The sequence below is a fragment of the Nostoc sp. ChiSLP03a genome (assembly GCF_034531215.2).
GTDB lineage: Bacteria > Cyanobacteriota > Cyanobacteriia > Cyanobacteriales > Nostocaceae > Nostoc.
The window spans coordinates 1-21,400 of the sequence record NZ_JAVRBQ020000047.1; the positions used below are offsets into that span (position 1 = coordinate 1).

Consider the following 21,400-nt stretch of genomic DNA (forward strand, 5'->3'; position numbering starts at 1 on the left):
TAATGTGAAGTTGCACATATCTTGATCCCCCTAAATCCCCTTAAAAAGGGGGACTTTGATAGATGTTTTTCCGGTTCCCCCCTTTTTAAGGGGGGTTAGGGGGGATCGAATTCTATGCAGCTTTATAAAAAATTGGTATTAGGCAGTTGGATTTAGACTTTAAGTGATGAGACTGGAGGAAAGACTGGTGACGAAAGCAATTGGTCTAGAGCAAATTATTGCCCAAAAGGTTCTTACCTTATCAAAGGAACAACAGCAGCAAGTACTTGACTTTGTGGAATTTTTGCAATTGAAATCACCAACAGTCAAGTTTAAGCACCATGATGGCACGCCAATGTCTGCTTTAGAAGCAGCAGGAGACTTAGTTGGCTGCGTGGATTCTGGCCCAGGGGATCTCTCGACAAACAAGGAGTACCTTAAAAGACCATTAGCAGAATGAAGCAAGCGGTACTGCTAGATACAGGCCCATTAGTAGCTTTAGTCAATCGGAGAGAGCAGTTTCATAAATGGGTGACAAATCAGTTCGGACATATTGAAGCACCTTTGTTAACTTGTGAAGCAGTAGTTACGGAGGCTTGTTTTCTCTTACAGAATGTTTACGGAGGAGAAGCAGCAGTAATTTCTTTTGTACAAAAGGGAATCATCCATCTTCCGTTTCGGCTCTCTGAAGAAGCTGCTGCTGTTGACGAGTTGATGCAACGTTATCAGTCAGTTCCAATGTCGTTAGCGGATGCGTGTTTGGTGAGGATGGCAGAACTGGCAACTAAAAGCGAATTGCTCACATTTGATAATGATTTTAGGATTTATCGGAAAAATCGTAATCAATTAATTTCTGTGATTATGCCAAAAGAACAATAGTTTGGTCTTCATAGAAAATTCGATTGACTTTTACAAGTTCAACTTTTAGAGTGTTGGGTAGAACGAGCATCTTCAAATATGTTGCAATATGATATACAAAACCTTAGCTGTGAGAATTTAACAGGGAAATTAGTAAGTTTCTATGGAAATGTAGGTATTGGTGTAGTTATCCAATATCCAAATCAGGAAATGACATTTACTCAGGGAAATGTCTACGATCAACTAATTTGGAAAGTCTGTGGTAAATAATTAGAAGATCGCCTCCCCTATTTCTCCCCTAGTTCTCCCCGATCGCACTTTAATCTTAGAAGTCTAGAAGACTTGAAGCTCTAGGCGCTCTCAGCAAGAAGGAGAACAATGCAACTAAAACACAGCCACATATATCGCCAAGAAGCCTTAGAGCGTTTATCTTCACCAGAACAACTGGATCGAGCAATACAAGTTGTCAAGCCTCAAGCTTGGTTGACTCTATCTACTTTGAGTTTTGTGGTTGCTGTAGCTGGCGTTTGGAGTGTGTTCGGTAGAATTCCCCTGACTGTCAAAGGTCAAGGTATCTTGATTAAACCGCACCATGTTGTGGAATTTCAAGCGCCCAGTTCTGGCCCGTTACTAACTCTGAAGGTAAAGGCGGGGGATATTATTAAACAAGGTGATGTGCTGGGTATTATTGACCAATCAGCGCTAAAACAGCAGTTGCAGCAAGAGCAAGTAAAGTTGCAACAATTGCAAACCCAGAATCAAGAGACTGACAGGTTACAAAAGCTGCTGATTGACCAACAAATTATCACCCTTGGGCAGCAAAAACTGGATTTGGAAAAGAATCTGCGCCGAGAGCAAGATGCACCCAAGTTACGCGATCAAACCCAAAGAGCGATCGCTCAAAAACGCCAAAGCATTAATTCCCGCAAACAACAAATTAATTACTTACTCAAAACTCTTAAAAAACGGGTTGATAACCGTCGTCACCTTTTTGAGCAGCATGTCATCAGCCAAGATATGCTGGTGCAAGCCGAACAAGAATATTTTAATACTCAAAGCGAATTATCAGATATTGACGTACAACTCAAGGATCTGGAAATCCAAGAAACTACCACGCAACGCGAATATCTAGAAAATCTCAACAGAATTGACGAAATTAAAACCAAAATTAAAGATATTAATACTCAAAATACTAAACTACGCGAACAAGACTTAAAGCAATCAATTGATAAAACAAATCAAATTCGGGAAGTAAAGCGGCGAATTGCCCAGTTAGAATTGCAACTATCTCAAGAAAGTAGAATTATTAGCAAATATAATGGTCACATTCTCGAACTGAGCGCTGTCCCTGGACAAATGATGAATCCGGGTAGTCGCTTGGGGTCAATTGAGGCTGAACAGCCAAATTCAAAACTTATGAGTCTTGTTTACTTTGCTAATAAAGATGGTAAGCAAATCAAGCCTGGGATGCCTGTACAAGTGACTCCCAGCTTTGCTAAACGCGAGCGCGAAGGTGGCATTATCGGAACCGTTGCAGATATTTCTTCATTTCCGGTAACTACACAAGATATTACAGCGATCGTTGGTAACAAAGAAATTGCTGCCAGTCTTGCAGGTAAAGGTGAAAATCAGGTGCAAGCTTTTATCCAACTCCAAGAAAACCCTACATCAGTCAGTGGCTACAAATGGTCATCCTCTGATGGCCCGGCATTAAAAATATCTTCTGGCACAACTACATCAGTTCAAGTAAAAGTTGGAGAAAAAGCACCGATTTCTTATATTATTCCTATGCTACGCTCTTGGACTGGGATTTATTAATTTACGCCGTGTGCAACTTTCTTTCAGACCTAACCCCCAACCCCTTCCCTACAAGGGAAGGGGAGCAAGAATCAAAGCCTCTCTCCCTGTGGGGGAGAGGTTTGGAGAGGGGTTCTAAGGATAAGTTGCACATCACGTTAATTTGGGCATTGGGGTTAAAACTTGAAGGTTTACCCTCAGAAGCTCAACGTTCACCCTCAGAAGCTCAACGTTCACCCTCAGAAGCTCAACTTTCACCCTCAGAAGCTCAACTTTCACCTTCAGAAGCTCAACTTTCACCTTCAGAAGCTCAACGTTCACCCTCAGAAGCTCAACGTTCACCCTCAGAAGATTTTTACTTCCCAGTCCCCAAGGCCCCATGCCCAATGCCCCATGCCCAATACCCAAACCAAATCGTGTCCGCACTTCTACACTTTTACAAATGGAAGCAGTCGAATGTGGTGCGGCTGCTTTGGGAATAATTCTGAGCTATTACGGGCGGATTGTGCCACTGGCTAAACTGCGTGAAGAATGCGGTGTTTCGCGGGATGGCAGCAAAGCTTTTAACATCCTTAAAGCTGCCAAAAACTATGGACTCAATGCTAAAGGTTTAAAACTGTCTTTGGAAAAGGTGACAGCTACCCGCCTCCCCTACATTGCCTTTTGGAATTTTAACCATTTTCTCGTAGTAGAAGGATATAGCAAAAAACGCGTCTACCTCAACGATCCTGCCAATGGTCGGAGAAAAGTAAGTTGGGAAGAGTTCGATCGTGCATACACGGGTGTTGTGCTGACAATGGAACCAGGAGCAGATTTTCAGAAGGGAGGCAGAAAAAATCACATTGTCTCAGCCTTAAGTAGCCGCTTACAAAACTCACGAGTTACTATCTTATTTTGCTTACTTGCGGGGTTATTGTTAACACTGCCTCGGTTAGCTGTACCAGCCTTTTCTCAGGTATTTATCGATGAGATTTTGCTCCAAGATCGGCAAGATTGGTTACGACCTTTGCTGTTAGGAATGCTGTTAACTACTTTATTACGGGCATTCCTTGCCAGACTGCGGCTTACCTACCTGCGGCGATTAATGGTTAAGTTATCAGTCAGCACATCTGGACAGTTTCTCTGGCATATTCTGCGATTGCCCATTGGGTTTTACGATCAACGCTTTGCTGGGGAAATCAGTAACCGAGTGCAACTGAATGGCCGGGTGGCAGAAGTACTTTCAGGGCCTTTGGCAACTACAGTAATTGACGCGGTGATGATGATATTTTACCTGTTGATTATGATTCAGTATGACCAATTGCTGAGTGCGATCGCAGTCGGTTTTGCTTTAATCAACATTTTCGCTCTTTTATTTTTATCGCAAACTCGTGTAGATACAAATATGCGCCTAGCTCAGGAATATGGCAAGGTGGGTGGAGTAACGGTTAGCGGCATCCAAACCATAGAAACCATCAAAGCTTCAGGGCTAGAGTCAGATTTATTTGCTCGATTTGCGGGTTATTACGCTAAAGCTTTGAACGCCCAACAACAATTAGGCTTACAAACTCAAATTCTCACCACATTACCCACAATTTTGACAGCCCTAGCTACAGCTTCTATTTTACTGGTTGGTGGTTTACAGGTAATGAAAAACAATCTCAGTATTGGGATGCTGGTTGCCTACCAAAGTTTAACACTGAGTTTCTTAGAGCCAGTCAATAGCCTCGTCAATTTTGGCAGTACACTCCAAACTTTAGAAGCTGATTTAAACCGCCTTGATGATGTATTGCAAAATCCCATTGATTTGGAAGTGGAGTCAGGCAAGGGAGCAGAGGAGCAGAGGAGCAGAGGGGAACTTATTACAAGTAGTCCCCATGCCCAATGCCCAATGCCCAATGCCCCATGCCCAATGTGGCAATTACAGGGTAATGTTGAGTTACGGAATGTCACTTTTGGCTATAGTCGTGTAGAACCTCCCTTGATTGAGAATTTGAGCTTGACTGTCAAGCCAGGGCAAAGAATAGCGCTTGTGGGGGGAAGTGGTTCTGGTAAATCCACAGTTGCTAAATTAATTTGCGGTCTTTATCAACCGTGGGAAGGAGAAATCTGCTTTGATGGTGTAGAGCGATCGCAAATTAAGCGTTCTGTTCTGGCTAACTGGTTGGCAATGGTTGAACAGGATATCTTTTTATTTGCGGGCACTGTGCGAGAAAACATCACTCTTTGGGATTCAACTGTACCAGAAGCTGATTTGGTGCAGGCTTGCCAAGATGCAGCGATTCATGATGCGATCGCATCTATGCCTGGAAAATATGACTTTGAGTTGATTGAAGGCGGTATGAATATTAGTGGTGGACAACGCCAGCGTTTAGAAATTGCCCGTGCTTTGGTGAGAAATCCCACAGTCTTAGTACTGGATGAAGCAACCAGCGCCTTAGATGCAGAAACGGAGTTGATTATTAACCGTAACTTGCAACAGCGTGGTTGTTCGTGTATTGTAGTAGCCCACCGCCTCAGCACAATTCGCGATTGCCATGAAATTATTGTGCTAGAGCAAGGTAAAATCGTGCAGCGTGGCACTCATGAGGAATTATGGCAGCAAGGCGGAACTTATGTTCGCCTACTTCACGCAGCAGAAGCATAATGGACTTCTTGGCATTGTAGGGAAAAGGGGAAGGTGGGGCCCCCTCTGGGGATAAGGGGCGGGGGTAAAGGGTAAAGGTATGGAATTTTCTCTTACCCTTTAACCTTTAACCTTTCCCCAACATCAAGGCAAAAGTTACTTTTGCAACATACATGTCTAATAATCAGGTATTCAATCCACCATTGTTGAGTTGCTAATGATTGCCGAGGCAGTTAAACCTTGACTCATCGTCAAAATCAGCTTTACTCTCGATCAATTTTTTCGATATCATCAGGTGTACCAGTGGCAGAAATTTTTGATGTGCCAGATTTACCTGCACCTGAGTTGCCACCAGAAGCGCCAGCACCGCCTGAGTGTTTAGGATCGGTGTTGCCTTGTTCTTCTTGAAGCTGTTCAAGGCGGTTTTTTTCTTGAGCTTTATCTTTTTGGTCAGCCATATCTTATTTACATTTTTCGCTATGCGATCGCCTTTAACTCTATCATTTTCCTTATTTAAGCGACATCAAAGGCAAATCTTCTTCAGCAATTATAAATTTACGTGAGTCTCCCACGGAGGCACACGTTAAATTACTCAATTTTTCCATCCAAGACGATTATCAGATTTTTCTTGCCCTGCTTTCCCTGCTGATTGAGCAATTAATTATTTTTTATTTGGAAGTCCCTTAGGCTGATGTCCTCTAAAGTAATATCATCATCACAAAAAATCTGTGTTACATTCAGCCGGGATACAATAGTTTTTCTTATATCTTTTTCCAATCGTCGAACTCACATCGATTTACCTTAAGTGAATCCTCTTTCCAAACCATACTCCTTTCAGGCAAACGAACCATTACTGTTGAACGATCCAGAAACATTCTGGATAGTGCAGTCTGGAACATTAGCAGTGTTTGCAACTAGAGTTAAAAACAGTTTACCAAAGGAGCATCGCCGCTATCTGTTTCATGTCAACGCTGGTGAAGCATTGTTACCGGAAGTAATCGCACAAAGCCAATGGAATTTTGTTGCGCTCGCAATTGAACCTACCCAATTATGCCAGATGTCAATGGTTGATTTGGTTAAGGAAATCGCGGCGGCTGACTCTCAAGCCATAGAATTATTAGAAGGTTGGGTAAATCATTTAGGACAATCTCTTAGCGCCCAGCAAACAGTTTTGACTACGCCATTAAACCTTGTGCAGACATTAGAGCGAGATTTTTCATTATCGCCTGGTGAAACGCTACAGTCGAAGCAGCAAACACTTTTATGGGTGAAGTTGCAGCAAGGTAGTACTCACTGGATGGGAGTTGAGGAATTAACCTTAAATTCTACTTCACCAACGTTCCCGCTCACGAGTGATATGTGGCTGGAGGCAGAAGATGCAGTTATCGGACAAGTGTTATCAACGGCAGATTTAAAAAATTTCGAGGAAATCCTGGCAGGTTTAGCCAGTTTGCATACTTATTTCTTTCACTACTTCAGTTTGCTGGCAAATAAAGAAGCAGAAGCAGAATTTCGGCAGTTTCAGGAACGCGAACAATTTAATCAGCAAGTAATAGAGGGGGCACTCTCTGATTTAGCAACAGTATTGCAGCCACAGCAGGAGGCGGTTTTTTCTCAGGACGGGCCGCCCTTATTGGTAGCATTTGGGGCAGTTGGGCGATCGCTGGGGATAGAGATTCGTCCACCAGCAGAGGATTTGAATTCTATTAAAGACCCTGTAGCCGCGATCGCACAAGCATCACAAATTCGGATTCGGCGTATAACTTTAGCAGATGGCTGGTGGCGTCAAGACCAAGGGGCGATGTTAGCTTATACTCAGTTGGAAAAGCGCCCAGTGGCGTTGTTACCTACAGCTAATCGAGATTACGTCATCTTTGACCCCGTAGCGCGGACTCGCACACCTGTAAATGAAGCAGTAGCAAAAACACTGTCAGTATTAGCCTACGTTCTGTATCGACCATTACCTCAAGTTGCGCTCAAAGCCATTGATTTACTGGGGTTTGGGGTTAAGGGTTATGAAAAAGACATCGCCAGTATTTTAGTGGTAGGGCTACTAGGCACAATATTGGGGATGGTTGCACCGCAAGCAACAGCAATTTTAATCAATCATGCCATTCCTGATAGCGATCGCGCTCTACTGTGGCAGATCGGATTGGTCATGTTTGCAGTCGCCTTTGGGCAGTTAGCTTTTCAAGTTGCCCAAAGCATTATTACCCTACGAGTTGAAAGCGCCACTGATAGCATATTGCAGCCAGCCATTTGGGATCGCCTGCTGAGATTAAGTCCTAGCTTTTTTCGTCAGTATACTTCTGGAGATTTGGTTAACCGCGTCATGGCGGTGAGAGAAATTCATCAAAAACTTAGCGGTGCTACCCAACGAACTTTGTTGAGTGGAGTTTTTGCTTTATTTAACTTGGTGCTAATGTTTATTTACAGTTGGCAACTAGCGTTTGTGGGCGTGGGTTTAGCAATATTTGTCACTGTGGTTACGATTGTTGCAAGTTTCCTTTTGGTAAAGAAATCGAAAAAAGAGCAAGAACTCAATGGTGCAATTCAAGGACTCACCGTACAACTAATCAACGGTGTTGCCAAGCTGCGAGTCACAATGGCGGAAGAACGTGCATTTGCAGCTTGGGCAAAAAAGTACAGTCAGCAGATCCGACTGAAGGCGAGTTGGCAAGAGATTAAAGATGGTATTTCTGTATTTAACGAAGCACTTCCTTTGATAAGTTCTATACTGCTGTTTGGGTTTGCCATGCTGTTGATGCAGACACGTCTAACACTGGGTACATTCGTTGCTTTTAACTATGCTTTGACGATTTTTATCAAAGGAGTAATTGACCTGAGCAATACTGTATCGGAAATTTGGAGTATTGTACCAATATGGGAACGAGCAAAACCGATTTGGCGATCGCAGCCGGAATATGACTCAACCAAGGTTAATCCCGGTCAACTAAGCGGTCGCATTGCTCTAAATCGTGTCAGCTTTCGCTACTCGGAAAATGGCAGCTTAATCCTTAATGATGTCAGCCTCCATGCCGAACCAGGAGAATTTATCGCGATCGTTGGGTCTTCTGGAAGTGGAAAATCAACGATATTGCGGTTGTTATTGGGCTTTGAAACTCCATTGACAGGGAGCATCTATTATGATCGCAAAGATTTAGCAGAGATGGAACTCCAAGCTGTGCGAAGACAGTTAGGAGTGGTACTGCAAAATGGTAAAATCGGTACAGGCTCGGTTTTTGATAACATCACCGCCGGAGCTTTAGTTTCTTTAGAAGAAGCTTGGTCAGCCGCACAAATGGCAGGTTTTGCTGATGAGATCAAGCAAATGCCAATGGGGATGCATACGATCGTCGCTGAGGGTGGGAGTAATCTTTCCGGTGGACAACGGCAAAGATTATTGATTGCGCGATCGCTGGTTTCCAAGCCTAAAATTATCTTGATGGATGAGGCTACCAGCGCCCTAGACAATCGCACCCAGGCAATTGTGACTGAAAGTTTAGCTAAGTTAAATGCTACCAGAGTAGTGATTGCCCATCGCCTCAGCACGATTCGTAATGCCGATCGCATCTATGTGATTGACGCTGGTCATGTCGTACAGGTAGGTAATTTTTCAGAATTGATTGCCCAATCAGGGTTGTTTGCCAAACTGGTAGCTCAACAGTTAGAAGGGGTATAGGACTTTATCTTCTTTCGTTTTCAAAATGAGAATTGCTGGTGAGAAATCCGGGCTATTAATTCAAGACTTCACTATGCAATTCTTCGAGGTACGCTCTTGAAAATACAAAAAATTGTGAATCTCAGAAAAATGACTACAGCACATCTTTGTCTGACATTTAATCTAAAAATCTTATATATAAATAATAAAAAACTTTTTCTCTTAAAGAATATTAAAACCTAGTATCTATTAGGATTTACGCACTCTACAAAATAATTATGATGTGTACCAACGAAAATCCGTTGTTTTAGGCTATTGGCTACTAGCTTTAGATCAGTAGCGATCGCTGGCTAATGGTGAAAAAATCAAACTTGAATGGCTGAAAATCCATATTCACATTTAATTGTTCCTGTCAATATGTAAGTTTTGTAATAGTAAAATTACATCATATAAATAACTTATTCACCCAGTAGAATAGTATGTATAAATTAAGCAAAATAACATCAACTTTATTAGTAAAAATACTAATTATAAAAATAGTTAGCTACAAATTACATTGAGTATTACGTTAACTTACAGAAAAAGCTTATGAAAGTTAACCCTGTATAAATACTTAGCAGTACTCAAAATTAATAAAAATTTTCTGAACATATTTCTTAATAAAATAAGGGTTGTATTCAGTGAAACTATTGATATTCTCTAAGAAGTCAAAGATTGATGGAATGAATTTTTCATTCCAGGTAATTGACGTTAGTTCAACTTAGTTAAGAGGACAACAACAATGGCAAATTCACTTTTTACTGAACTCTCAGCTTGTGAAGCAACCAGTCTTGTAGGCGGCCGCTCTGCATTTGCTTTTGGTAATTTCACCTCCAGGGCTGTAAGTAACCAAGGTTTCGCTCAAACCGATGGTAACGCTACAACCAGTGCTATCGTGGACGGCGATAATGTAGAAGCTAACTCTAGCGGATTTAGTGCATCGGGTGCCGACGAAGATTAGTTCTGCCTCGGATACATTAGGTGACTTCTTAATATAAGAAGTTAACTGTCATTACTAGAACTGAGCTCAAACTAGTTAGTTAAATAGAGAATTCCTTGAAGGCTAGCTTAGCTAAAAATGAAAGCTTTCAACGATTTCTTTCTTAAAGGGGTTGCCACAAATTAGCCAACCCCTGTTTTTTATTTGAAAAAATCTATTCAAAATGGTTAGTTAAATATAGAATTCGCTGAAGGCTAGCTCAGTTAAAAGTTAAGAAGTCTTCAGCTATTTTTCTCTCGAAACAGAGTTAACACTATTTAGATAGACCATGTTTTTAAGCTCAAAATAAATCTGTCAAAATGGCACCATCGCTCCAGTTTTGTCATTGATATTACTTCCGACCACTGACTAAGGTTGCTTGAAACAACAAGTGATTTTGAAAGGAAAACAAACAGTTTTAGTTTAAATGAAATATCAGGTTGTGCGACAGCATAATGAAGAAGATTGCGGAGCTGCTTGTCTGGCTGCCATTGCCAAACATTATGACCGTACTTTTACCATCAACCACATCCGGGAAGCGGTAGGCACTGGGCAACTAGGAACAACATTGTTGGGTCTGCAACAGGGAGCAGAGGCACTAGGTTTCAATGCTCGCACAGTCAGAGCATCAACTGAAATAGTAGACCGGATTAAGGAAGCGCCACTGCCAGCGATCATTCACTGGAAAGGCAACCACTGGGTTGTTTTGTACGGGCAGCGGGGCAGGAAATATGTAATTGCTGATCCAGCCACGAACATCCGTTATCTCTCCAGAAAGGAGTTGATGGAGGGCTGGAAAAATTGGGTGATGCTTCTACTGGAGCCAGACTCGATCCGCTTTTATACTCAAAGCGACGAGCAAGTTAGCGGTTTTGGGGGATTTCTCAAGCGCGTATGGCCTTATCGAGCTATAGTCTTTCAGGCTATGCTCGGCGCCCAAGTTATTGGTCTGCTATCTTTAGCTTACCCTTTCCTGATCCAAATCCTGACAGATGAAGTGCTAGTTCGAGGTGATACAGGGCTGCTCAACGCTGTAGCAGTCACTGTTGTGATCATGAACCTTATCAGCAGTAGTCTCAGACTCGTTAACTCTAACCTGATTGCCAATTTTGCCCAAAAAATTGAGTTAGGGCTAGTTCTGGAATTTGGACGACAAATCCTGCGATTGCCGCTAACATACTATGAAGCCCGTCGCAGTGGCGAAGTCGTGAGCCGACTGCGAGATATTCAACAGATTAATCAGTTAGTCTCACAATTGGTCGTGAGTTTACCTGCTCAGTTTTTTACTGGGGCGGTTTCTTTTGGTTTCATGCTGTTCTACAGTGGGAAACTGACGCTAGTTGCCATCGCGATCGCCGCTGTGATGACAGTATCCACGGTTGTTTTCCAGCCGACACTTCAGCAAAAAGTTCGTAGTGTATTGGTCTTGGCAGCAGAAAACCAAGGCGTTCTCGTTGAAAGCTTTAAAGGTGCATTAACACTAAAAACCACGACCGCCGCTGCCCAATTCTGGCAAGAATTCCAGAGTCGATTCGGTCGCCTAGCGAACCAAACATTCCGCACGATTCAAATTGGCATTATCAACAACACCTTCTCTGGATTAGTTTCTGGTATTGGCAGCGTTGCCTTACTCTGGTTTGGCAGCATGTTGGTTATTAGCAAGGAATTGAGTATCGGTCAACTGCTTGCCTTTAACGCTATGAACGCTAATTTTCTAGCTTTCATTGGTACTTTAATCGGACTTGTGGATAGATTTACACGGACTCAAACTGCTATCCAGCGTTTAACAGAAGTTATTGACTCCACACCGGAAAATCAAGGCGATACCCAAAAGCCCTTGGCTACACTTCCTGGCAATGCTGACATCACTTGCACAAATCTAAACTTTCACTACCCTGGCAGAACTGAGTTATTAGAAAATTTCTCTATTACACTCCCTGGCGGTAAAGTGATTGCCCTGATTGGTAAATCAGGCTGTGGTAAAAGTACCCTTGCCAAAGTGATTGCGAGTTTGTATCCAACACAGTCTGGCAATATTCGTATTGGACTATATAACCTGCAAGATTTATCCTTAGATAGCCTCCGGCGACAAATCGTTCTTGTTCCCCAAGAACCCCACTTTTGGAGTCGCTCAATTATTGAAAACTTTCGCTTAGGTTCTCCGCACGTCACCTTTGAGCAAATTGTCAATGCTTGCCAAATTGCCGAGGCTGACGACTTTATCAGTAAACTCCCCGACAAATATCAAACCGTCTTAGGTGAATTTGGCTCAAATATTTCTGGCGGGCAACGCCAACGACTGGCGATCGCCAGAGCGATAGTTACTGATCCGCCAATCCTAATTTTGGATGAATCAACGGCTGGACTCGATCCAGTGAGTGAGGCGCAAGTACTAGGTAGGCTCCTATCTCATCGGCAGGACAAAACCACTATTCTGATTAGCCACCGCCCCAGAGTGATTAATCGTGCTGATTGGATTGTGTTAATGGATCAAGGTAGGTTGCAACTCCAAGGCTCTCCAGAGGATCTACGCTCTAAGGGTGGAGATCACTTAGACTTCTTGACCCCTTGAAAACAGCTTGCTCCTAAAAGCGCCAAACGCAGCACTTGGATAGCCGAACTCCCGTTCAAAGACAAAAATAATGGAAATCGGTTTATTTGTCTTGGGATCGGATGGCTCATATAAATTTAGCAATCGGTAATTCAAAGTCTGAAATTCGTTGATCCATGATTCCAGGGTTCGGAAATACCAAGGAGTAGGGTAAAAGGGTTGATCTGCATTTGGTTGCCATGAAGTTTCGCGCCACCCATTGGAATATGTAGAGTCACCGCAAGCAATTATCGGATGAAGTGTTTGAATGATTATTTTGCCTTTGTCCTCTAACAGGCTATGACCCGCCTTAGCGATCTGATCGAGAGCGCATTCGCCTAGAATTGAAAAGTTGCAAATCAAGCAAGAGAAATAGTTAATTGTGCTAAATTTTTGTGATGCAAGATCCGAGTACGAACAGACAACAAAGCGAGAATCACCACTATCTTTTGCTGTCTCAATGAGATCGGCGCAAAAATCAACACCCCAACCATCAATTCCTAAAGAAAAAAGCTGTCGAGACAACCATCCCTCACCGCATCCGATATCTAAGAATGTTCTGGGATTAAGTTGGGTTATCGCTTTAACTATAGCGGCATCTGTGGCGATCGCACGGCTTTCAATTTGTTTATTACGAACTGCTTGTGTCCATAATTTAGCATTCATCTGCCATGAGTCAAGAATTCGTTTTTCATTTTCGTCCATAAACACCGCTCAAATAGCACCAACAATCTTCTTCTTTAAAACATAAGCGATAATGCAGCCAGATGCAGGATTTTTCGAGTTTAATAGACGATCGTATCATTAGTAATTGCAACGCTATGTTAATTAATGAATTAAGAAATATTAATTTAATTATTTTTCCTGACTGGTCTAATTTAGAAACTGCGATTGCAGAAGACTTGACGAATGTTCTCAGAACTCTTTTCACACATCCAGCTAGACAAGATATAACACTACTAATTTACAGCCAAAGTTTATCGGATGAACTACAGGATAATGCTAACTCATTACTTTTTGAGACAGTTCTGAAACTTAGTTTAGAAGAAGCTGTCTCGGAAGACCTAAATGTAGGGCTTACGGGTCAGTTAACCACCCAAGAATGGTCTATTATTAAATCATTAATTAACTTTCGCATCCCAATTAATCACGAAGATTGCTACATTATCCAGCAGCCAGAAATTGCACAAATTCCTAAATGTGATTTGTCAGAAATTGAACAGCCAACTATTTATGAAGCGGCTCGGCTAGAATCTTGGCACAGATGGGGTGACTATTTCGCAGATAGTGAATCACCTGAAAACGCTATCTCATATTACAGCAAGTATTTATCTAGTTGTCCGCACCAAATTAACTATTATTTAAAGTTAAGTGATGTTTTGTATAAAACTGGTCAGATGCCAGCGGCGATCGCAACATTGCAAAATGGTATTAGCAATTGCCCTCAAGCAGAAGAACTCTATTACTGGCTGATTATTCGTCTAAAGCAAAGCCAGAACTATCTGGAAGCTCGTAACTTCGCTCAACAGGTTACAGAGAAGTTTCCTGAAAACTACGTATTTAAAATGTTGAGCTATCTGATGCTGCCAGAAACTTATCATACTCCTCAAGAGATTGATACCTATCGAGCCTGGTTTCAAGATGGGCTAGAAAAATTGATTCAAGAAATCACCATGAATAGCCCAGATGAACAGAAAAGAGCTTTTATCGGAATCAGCCATCATACAAACTTTTTTCTTGCATATCAGGCAAAAAATGACCTGATATTACAGCAGCAATATGGACAGCTAGTTCACAAAATTATGGCGGCAAATTATCCGCAATGGAGTCAGGTGCGTCCGATTTCTTCTATTAGTAACAATCGAAGAATTAAAATTGGCTATCTTTCCTATTTTTTATGTAGCTGGAGTGGAACAGTTTTGTTCTTAAACTGGCTTAAATATGCAGATAATCAAAATTTTGAAATTTATTCATATCACATCGGGCATCAAATTGATGCTGCTACTCAATTATTTCAGTCTCATAGTACGAAGTTTTATCATTTGCCGAATAATTTAGAACAAATTTGTCAACAAGTTATTGACGATCGCCTTGATGTGTTAATTTTTCCAGAATTAGGAATGGATGCCACAACACTATGCATTGCTGGGCTGCGTTTAGCGCCGATTCAATGTATGGCTTGGGGGCAACCTGTCACTTCTGGATTACCCACCATTGACTATTTTTTATCTAGCGAACTGATGGAGCCTGTGAATGGTCAACATCACTATACCGAAAGCCTTGTACGTTTGCCTGGTGTTGGGATTTCCTATCCTACGATCAAAGTTGACTCAGTTAGCCGCAACCGATTATTTTTTGGATTACGAGAAGATGCGATCGTCTACATTTCTAGTCAAGCTGCTTATAAATATTTACCGCAGTACGATTACGTTTATGCAGAAATTGCCCGTCAAGTTCCCAATGCTCAATTTATGTTCCTTCGCTCTGGGATTTCTCAAGAACGTCTGAAACGGGCATTTGCGGCTGTCGGGTTAGATAGTCTTGACTATTGTGTATTTTCTCCTGTCTTACCGCGTGATGATTATTTTGACTTGCTTTCTTTGGCAGACATTTATTTAGATACCTTCGACTGGGCGGGTGGTAACACAACACTGGATGCGATCGCCTGTCATTTACCAATTGTCACTTGTCCTGGTGAGTTTATGCGGGGGCGTCATTCTTATGGTTTTTTGCAAGCGATCGCTGTAACACAAACAATTGCAGATGATATCTCGCAATATATTCAGATTGCAGTGCGATTAGCCGGAGATATTGATTGGCGATACTCAGTTCGTGAAGCCCTAAAACTCTCAAGCAACGTTCTGTTTGACAATCCCACTGCTACCCAAAATTTAGAAGCATTCATCAAACAGGCGATCGCTGCAAGAAGTTAAAGAAAGTATATTTTGACTTTAACTGAAAAATAAGTAAGTATTAACAGTGATATTCAAAGGCTATGAAAGTCGAAAATGAAACGTCCAAATCGCCTTGCTTGGATGGGAGCGATCGCACTGGCTGCGATCGTTTTACTTAGTTTGTTCGCGGCTCCCAATAATACTAAAATTAACGCTGGCTCTACCTATAACCGTAACTCTGATGGCTATGGTGCTTGGTACGCTTTTATGCAACAACAGGGAATTTCTATCAAGCGTTGGCAAAAGCCTTTTAGTGATATTCAGCCAGAGAACAACCCAGTTACTCTGCTACAAGTAGGCGGCTATCCCAGAGAAACCACACTAGATAGTCAAGAGCGGGAATGGGTAGAGAAAGGGAATACTTTGGTAATTTTGGGTGCAAAGGCGCGGGTTACAGAAGCGGAGTTTAGCACTATGCAAAAATCTCCTGAAGGTTATATTAAAATTGATACACGTAGACGATATAAAAAAGCTAACTCCCAGCAAGTTAATTTAGGCGATCGCTTTGGTGCTGTTGTCTGGAAAGAAAATTACAAAAAAGGAAAGGTGATTTTTTCTACCACTCCTTATTTAGCTGCCAACGCCTATCAAGATTATTTAAGTAATTTCAAGTATTTAGCTAGTTTGGTTACTGAAAAAAGTAACACAGTCTTTGTCGATGAATATATCCACGGCTATAAAGATGCCGATGTCAGGAAGAAAGAAAGCGAAGGAGATTTATCTAGCTTTTTTGCCAAAACTCCTTTACTGCCAATATCGATCCAGGTAGGTATCCTGCTATTAGTGCTAGTTTGGGCGCAGAATCGCCGCTTTGGCAAGCCAGTAGCTTTAGATACACCAGTTATAGATAATAGCGAAGCATACATCCAAGCTTTAGCCGGAGTGTTGCAGAAAGCTGATACCACCGACTTTGTTGTTGAAATGGTGGGTAAACAAGAACAACTAAAACTCCAAAAAGTCTTGGGATTAGGGCAAGTACTATTAGAACGTCAAGCCTTGATCGATTTCTGGATGGAAAAAACAGGTGCAAGTGCAGCCGAACTAGATGCAGTTTTAAAGCTACAATCTCGCAAACAACCCATCAGTGAACGAGACCTGTTAAGCTGGTTGGGAAAATGGCGAAGCATTAGACTAATTCGTAATTCGTAATTCGTAATTCGTAATTATTTTTTTGGAATTGTACTCTGCGTTGGTTATTTATCAATAAAAAATATGAGTGAAACACATCCTATTTTAATTCGTCTTGGTCAAAGTCTTAATCAAGTAATTGTCGGACAATCTAGCTTAATACAGCAACTCTTAGTAGCGCTGTTAGCGGGTGGACACGTAATTTTAGAAGGAGTGCCGGGAACTGGGAAAACCCTACTCGTAAAAGTGTTGGTGCAGTTAATTCAAGGGGATTTTCGCCGGATTCAATTAACACCTGACGTTTTACCTTCAGATATTACTGGTACTAATATTTTTGACTTGAATAGCCGCAATTTCACATTGAAAAAAGGGCCAATATTTACTGAAGTATTGCTAGCAGACGAAATCAACCGTACTCCGCCCAAAACACAAGCGGCGCTGCTAGAAGCAATGGAAGAGATGCAGGTAACACTGGATGGTGAAAGTTTGCCTTTACCAGATTTATTTTGGGTAATTGCGACACAAAATCCCTTAGAATTTGAGGGTACTTATCCTTTACCAGAAGCACAGTTAGACAGATTTTTATTTAAGCTGATGGTAGATTACCCCGATCGAGATGCTGAAAAGCAAATGTTACTCAATCGTCAGGCGGGTTTTGCAGCACGACGTTTAGATATTAGCCGTTTGAAACCAATTGCAACAGTAGCCGACATTTTGCAAGCACGACAAGCAGTCAAAGAAGTTAAAGTATCAGAAGCGATCGTTGATTATTTGTTGGCGTTGGTGAGAACATCGCGTCAATATCCCGATTTAACTTTGGGTGCATCACCCCGCGCTACCGGTGCTTGGTTGCAGACATCTCAAGCATTAGCGTGGTTAGCGGGAAGGGATTTTGTAACGCCAGATCATGTAAAAGCAGTTGCATCACCGTTGCTACGTCATCGTCTCATATTGAAACCAGAAGCGATGCTGGATGGTTTACAAATGGATGCGGTAATTGCGTCGGTAATTAATCAAGTACCAGTTCCAAGGTAAAAAAATTAAACCTCTGACGTAAATCCCCCTTCTCCCAAAATTGGGAGAAGCGAAGTTGTTTCACCAAGACATAGCGATCGCCATCACAACATTACTGATAAAATATCAAAAATGCGAGAACTTTACCCAGCGATCGAGCCTTACTTAGAAGGTAGTTTACAGGTTTCCGACCTTCATACTATCCATTTTGAAGAGTCAGGAAACCCCCAAGGTCAACCCATCGTTTTACTGCATGGGGGCCCTGGTGGCGGATGTCCAGCTTTTTATCGGCAATATTTCCACCCCGAAAAATGGCGGTTAGTGATGTTTGACCAACGCGGTTGTGGTCAAAGTACTCCCCATGCTGAATTACGAGAAAACACCACTTGGGATTTAGTTAGTGATATCGAAAAACTGCGCCTACATTTAGGTATAGAAAAGTGGGCGGTTTTCGGTGGTAGTTGGGGTAGCACTTTATCATTAGCTTACAGTCAAACCCATCCCTCTCGCTGCACAGGATTAATTCTGCGTGGGATTTTCATGCTGAGACAAAAAGAGTTGCGCTGGTTTTATCAAGAGGGTGCTAGTTATATTTTTCCTGATGCTTGGGAAGAATATCTTAAACCAATTCCCGTAGATGAACGTGACGATCTGATCGCAGCATATTACAAACGCTTGACCAATCCAGATTTAGAAATTCAATTAACAGCAGCGCGTGCTTGGTCAATTTGGGAAGCTAGTACCAGTAGACTTTTCTTCGATCCAGAACTGATGCAAAAGTTTGGCGAAAGTGAATTTGCTTCAGCTTTTGCTCGGATTGAATGCCATTACTTTATGAATAAGGGATTTTTTGAAACTGAAGATCAATTACTTATAAATGTAGACCGTATCCGCCATATTCCGGCTGTAATTGTTCAGGGACGCTATGATGTAGTCTGCGCAATGATATCAGCTTGGGAATTACATCGAGCTTGGCCAGAAGCGGAATTTATAGTGGTTCCTGATGCCGGACATTCGATGAGTGAACCAGGAATTTGCAGTGCTTTGATTGAGGCAACAGATAATATTTAATTAGGTTGAATACTTAGCTTCGGGGGCGGGGATGTAAAATCAACCCCACGACAAGGCAATCTTTAGCAGGATGCGAAGGGATTTTACAGTACCTACTTTGTTTGATGGTAATCTTGCAAACAGTATCGCGACAATCGATATTAAATTGGTCTTCGATCCAGGAAACTAAATAAAATGAAGTTAAACTCAAATAGCTAATAAAACTAGCTTATGCAAAACTCTAAACAAGAAATAAATGCCAGAGCTTCTATAGATTTAGAACAGCGAAGGAATTGGTATTCTCCTGTAGCTGATATTTATTACAACGCCAGACCACAATATCCAAAGGAACTGATCGAGCGGTCTGTCGTTTTAGCCCAACTTGACTCAGATGCATCGATTCTTGAGGTCGGTTGTGGTCCAGGAAATGCGACGGTAGCTTATGCTCAATTTGGTTTTTCAATGAAGTGTATTGAGCCAAACCAAGATTTTTGTCGTTTGGCACAACGCAACTGTGCAACCTATCCAAACGTTGCAATCTACAACACCTCATTTGAGGAGTGGGAACTAAAAGCAAAACATTTCAATGCCGTTCTATCTGCTAATGCCTTTCACTGGATACCGTCAGAAATTCGCTATGCCAAGGCAGCAACGGCATTACGCGACAACGGGTTTCTCATCCTACTATGGAATCTCAGACCTGAACTGAAATATGAAGTTTACCAAGCGATTGAGCAAGTGTATCAAGTTTATGCTCCCTCACTTGTCCGCTATGAAGGTGCAGAAACTCAAGCGGAAATTTTGAGAGGGTTTGAACAAAACATTCTAGACTCTGGTTATTTTAAGGGATTAGTGACTGAGCAAATTGCGTGTGAGGTGACGTACAGCATCGATGACTTCTTTAAGTTATTAAGTACCATGAGCAGACTGGAGCCAAAGGCGAAGGAGTTGCTATTTGCACAATTGCGGGAAAAGCTGAGGAACTTTGGAGACAGTGTAAACCTCTCGTTTCTTTCTGCTGTTCACGTTGCCCAAAAAGATGGATAAGCTGTTGAATTCGTTATGTAATGATGCAGCAGAACAAGTCATTGGAGCGGACGTGCATAACCCTTGTAAATTTGGAAACTTACACTGTATATAAAGCATCAGTGTAAGTAGTTCACTACAAAAAAAGAAGATATGCGAATTCTAATTGTGGAAAGCAGTCTGTTGTTGCTCCTAACTGCAATGACAACTGGCTGTGTTGGTTCTTCCTCTGTTACAAAACAGCCGCAAGTTTTGCCAGCAAGCACTGAACAGCCGACGAAAGAAACTGTGTTGACCTCAACACCTACACCGACTGCAAAACCTATAGAGCATTCTACCCCTGAAGCCACTACTGCCACAAATCCGACGCGCTGTGAAACTAGTCAATTGTCAGTGCGCCGAGTCTCCGAAGATGCTGGCGTTGGGAATGTTGCACTTACCTATGCCTTCACCAATAACGGTTCATCTCCTTGCACCCTCAACGGTTATCCGGGATTGGGACTACTGGATGCAAAAGACCAACCTTTACAGGGAATTAAAATTATTCGCTCCAAGGATACTTACTTTTCGAGTAAGCAACCTCGACAACAAGTAACTCTAGCTCCTGGGAAACAAGCCTCATTTCAGATAGCTTACAACCACATTAGTTCCCCAGATCAAAACTGCCCAATGTCTAGTAAAATTCAAATCACACCTCCTAATGCTTACGAGCACTTTACCCTTACAGAACAAATCAAGCCTTGTACAGGCAAAGTTAGAGTGACTCCAGTACGAGCCGTTAACACTCAACCCTAGTAAATTTCTGTAATTTACTCAAATACCCAGAAAAAGCATAAATTTAATCAAAGCCTCTGATAAGTTCAGGATTGTACTCATCAAAAAGGTTAAAAAATTCTATGGAAGGAATTGATGTTGCCGATCAAGATGGCAGAGTAGATTGGACGGCAGTAAAAAACTCTGGTAAAACCTTTGCGTTTGCCAAAGCCACAGAAGGAGTAAGCATTAAAGATTCTGCTTTTGCTCATCACTGGCAAACTATGAAAGCTGTTGGTCTGATTCGCGGTGCTTATCATTTTTTTCACCCTCATACATCTGACCCAGTTCAGCAAGCAAAGGAATTCTTAAAAACTTTGGGCAAATTAGAACCGGGAGACTTACCACCAGTTCTGGATGTAGAAGTAACTGACAAAGGAAGTAGCCAAGCTGTAATTAATGGAGCGAAGTTGTGGTTAGCAGAGGTGGAAAAAGCCCTTTTGCAACAAACAAAAAAACCAATCAAACCAATTATTTATACCTTCCCCAGTTTTTGGGAACAACTTGGTAATCCATCTGATTTTGCTAGTTATCCGTTATGGATTGCCCACTACGGAACTAGGAACCCAACTATTCCTGGTGCTTGGCAAGGACAATACTTAATCCATCAATATGAAGGTGATATATCTGGTGTAACTGGTGTTAGTGGTCGAGCCGATTTGAATAGATTTAATGGATTGCAGCTAGGAGATTCTGGGCTAAGAGTAAAACAATTACAACAGCAATTAAAAGATATTGGATTATATACTGATGCCATTGATGGGCGTTTTTCTGAGTCAGTTAAGAATGCAATTGTTAGTTTTCAAACATCTAAAAAATTGCAAGCTGATGGAATTGTCGGTATAAAAACTTGGATAGCTTTGCTATGGATTTAAGTAAGTAGGTGTGAATAAACAAAGGTTTTTGG

At 41.8% G+C, this 21,400-nt stretch carries 18 protein-coding genes; 16 read left to right on the forward strand and 2 right to left on the reverse strand.

All coding sequences use genetic code 11. The features are described 5' to 3' along the window. The first annotated feature begins 187 nt into the window (after window positions 1-187). The 6 genes from RMY32_RS08005 to RMY32_RS08030 all read left to right on the forward strand — a co-directional run bounded on the left by RMY32_RS08005 (window position 188) and on the right by RMY32_RS08030 (window position 5,260). On the forward strand, window positions 188-439 hold the full coding sequence (locus tag RMY32_RS08005; RefSeq protein ID WP_322709355.1) for a hypothetical protein: 252 nt from the start codon (window positions 188-190) through the stop codon (window positions 437-439). Then, complete coding sequence (locus RMY32_RS08010; protein WP_322709356.1) at window positions 436-858, forward strand: type II toxin-antitoxin system VapC family toxin; 423 nt, start codon at window positions 436-438, stop codon at window positions 856-858. Before RMY32_RS08005 ends, RMY32_RS08010 begins: the two co-directional genes overlap by 4 nt. A 78-nt stretch (window positions 859-936) precedes the next feature. Continuing rightward, complete coding sequence (locus tag RMY32_RS08015) at window positions 937-1,107, forward strand: hypothetical protein (RefSeq protein WP_322709357.1); 171 nt, start codon at window positions 937-939, stop codon at window positions 1,105-1,107. Between the two features lie 108 nt (window positions 1,108-1,215). Beyond that, the gene (locus RMY32_RS08020) at window positions 1,216-2,655 is read left to right on the forward strand and encodes an NHLP bacteriocin system secretion protein (protein ID WP_322709358.1); all 1,440 of its coding nucleotides are present in this window, start codon (window positions 1,216-1,218) and stop codon (window positions 2,653-2,655) included. A 101-nt stretch (window positions 2,656-2,756) separates the two neighbouring features. Then, window positions 2,757-3,116, forward strand: a complete 360-nt coding sequence (locus RMY32_RS08025) for a hypothetical protein (RefSeq protein WP_409882512.1) — start codon at window positions 2,757-2,759, stop codon at window positions 3,114-3,116. Further along, window positions 3,077-5,260 carry an NHLP family bacteriocin export ABC transporter peptidase/permease/ATPase subunit gene (locus tag RMY32_RS08030; protein WP_322709360.1) on the forward strand — a complete coding sequence of 728 codons (2,184 nt, stop codon included), beginning with the start codon at window positions 3,077-3,079 and terminating at the stop codon, window positions 5,258-5,260. The genes RMY32_RS08025 and RMY32_RS08030 overlap by 40 nt, the downstream gene beginning before the upstream one ends. Window positions 5,261-5,502: 242 nt before the next feature. On the opposite strand, the gene RMY32_RS08035 is transcribed toward RMY32_RS08030, so the two are convergent. Further along, complete coding sequence (locus RMY32_RS08035; protein ID WP_322707489.1) at window positions 5,503-5,697, reverse strand: hypothetical protein; 195 nt, start codon at window positions 5,695-5,697, stop codon at window positions 5,503-5,505. Between the two features lie 347 nt (window positions 5,698-6,044). On the opposite strand from RMY32_RS08035, the gene RMY32_RS08040 reads away from it, so the two are divergent. The 3 genes from RMY32_RS08040 (at window position 6,045) to RMY32_RS08050 (ending at window position 12,490) form a co-directional block, all read left to right on the forward strand. Further along, window positions 6,045-8,921: an NHLP bacteriocin export ABC transporter permease/ATPase subunit gene (locus RMY32_RS08040; RefSeq protein ID WP_322709361.1), complete on the forward strand. Its 2,877-nt coding sequence runs from the start codon at window positions 6,045-6,047 to the stop codon at window positions 8,919-8,921. 760 nt (window positions 8,922-9,681) lie between these two features. Then, window positions 9,682-9,900: a hypothetical protein gene (locus RMY32_RS08045; RefSeq protein ID WP_322709362.1), complete on the forward strand. Its 219-nt coding sequence runs from the start codon at window positions 9,682-9,684 to the stop codon at window positions 9,898-9,900. Between the two features lie 445 nt (window positions 9,901-10,345). Then, window positions 10,346-12,490 carry a peptidase domain-containing ABC transporter gene (locus RMY32_RS08050; RefSeq protein WP_322709363.1) on the forward strand — a complete coding sequence of 715 codons (2,145 nt, stop codon included), beginning with the start codon at window positions 10,346-10,348 and terminating at the stop codon, window positions 12,488-12,490. On the opposite strand, the gene RMY32_RS08055 is transcribed toward RMY32_RS08050, so the two are convergent. Further along, window positions 12,470-13,213 carry a class I SAM-dependent methyltransferase gene (locus RMY32_RS08055; RefSeq protein WP_322709364.1) on the reverse strand — a complete coding sequence of 248 codons (744 nt, stop codon included), beginning with the start codon at window positions 13,211-13,213 and terminating at the stop codon, window positions 12,470-12,472. The two genes, RMY32_RS08050 and RMY32_RS08055, sit on opposite strands and share 21 nt — an antisense overlap. A gap of 116 nt (window positions 13,214-13,329) precedes the next feature. Here RMY32_RS08055 and RMY32_RS08060 point away from each other — a divergent pair, with 116 nt between their 5' ends. From RMY32_RS08060 to RMY32_RS08090, 7 genes are all read left to right on the forward strand, one after another. Next, window positions 13,330-15,441 (forward strand): glycosyl transferase family 1, encoded by a 2,112-nt coding sequence (locus RMY32_RS08060; RefSeq protein ID WP_322709365.1) that lies wholly within the window; start codon window positions 13,330-13,332, stop codon window positions 15,439-15,441. A gap of 75 nt (window positions 15,442-15,516) precedes the next feature. Continuing rightward, the gene (locus RMY32_RS08065) at window positions 15,517-16,611 is read left to right on the forward strand and encodes a DUF4350 domain-containing protein (protein WP_322709366.1); all 1,095 of its coding nucleotides are present in this window, start codon (window positions 15,517-15,519) and stop codon (window positions 16,609-16,611) included. A gap of 63 nt (window positions 16,612-16,674) precedes the next feature. Next, window positions 16,675-17,625: a MoxR family ATPase gene (locus RMY32_RS08070; protein ID WP_322709367.1), complete on the forward strand. Its 951-nt coding sequence runs from the start codon at window positions 16,675-16,677 to the stop codon at window positions 17,623-17,625. A 111-nt stretch (window positions 17,626-17,736) separates the two neighbouring features. Then, window positions 17,737-18,675, forward strand: coding sequence for a prolyl aminopeptidase (gene pip, locus RMY32_RS08075; protein ID WP_322709368.1), 939 nt, complete (start codon window positions 17,737-17,739; stop codon window positions 18,673-18,675). Window positions 18,676-18,885: 210 nt separating this feature from the next. Then, entirely contained in the window at window positions 18,886-19,701 is an 816-nt protein-coding gene (locus RMY32_RS08080; RefSeq protein WP_322709369.1) for a class I SAM-dependent methyltransferase, read from the forward strand. 132 nt (window positions 19,702-19,833) lie between these two features. Beyond that, on the forward strand, window positions 19,834-20,475 hold the full coding sequence (locus RMY32_RS08085; RefSeq protein WP_322709370.1) for a DUF4232 domain-containing protein: 642 nt from the start codon (window positions 19,834-19,836) through the stop codon (window positions 20,473-20,475). Between the two features lie 101 nt (window positions 20,476-20,576). Beyond that, window positions 20,577-21,368 carry a GH25 family lysozyme gene (locus tag RMY32_RS08090; RefSeq protein ID WP_322671434.1) on the forward strand — a complete coding sequence of 264 codons (792 nt, stop codon included), beginning with the start codon at window positions 20,577-20,579 and terminating at the stop codon, window positions 21,366-21,368. The last annotated feature ends 32 nt before the right edge of the window (window positions 21,369-21,400 follow it).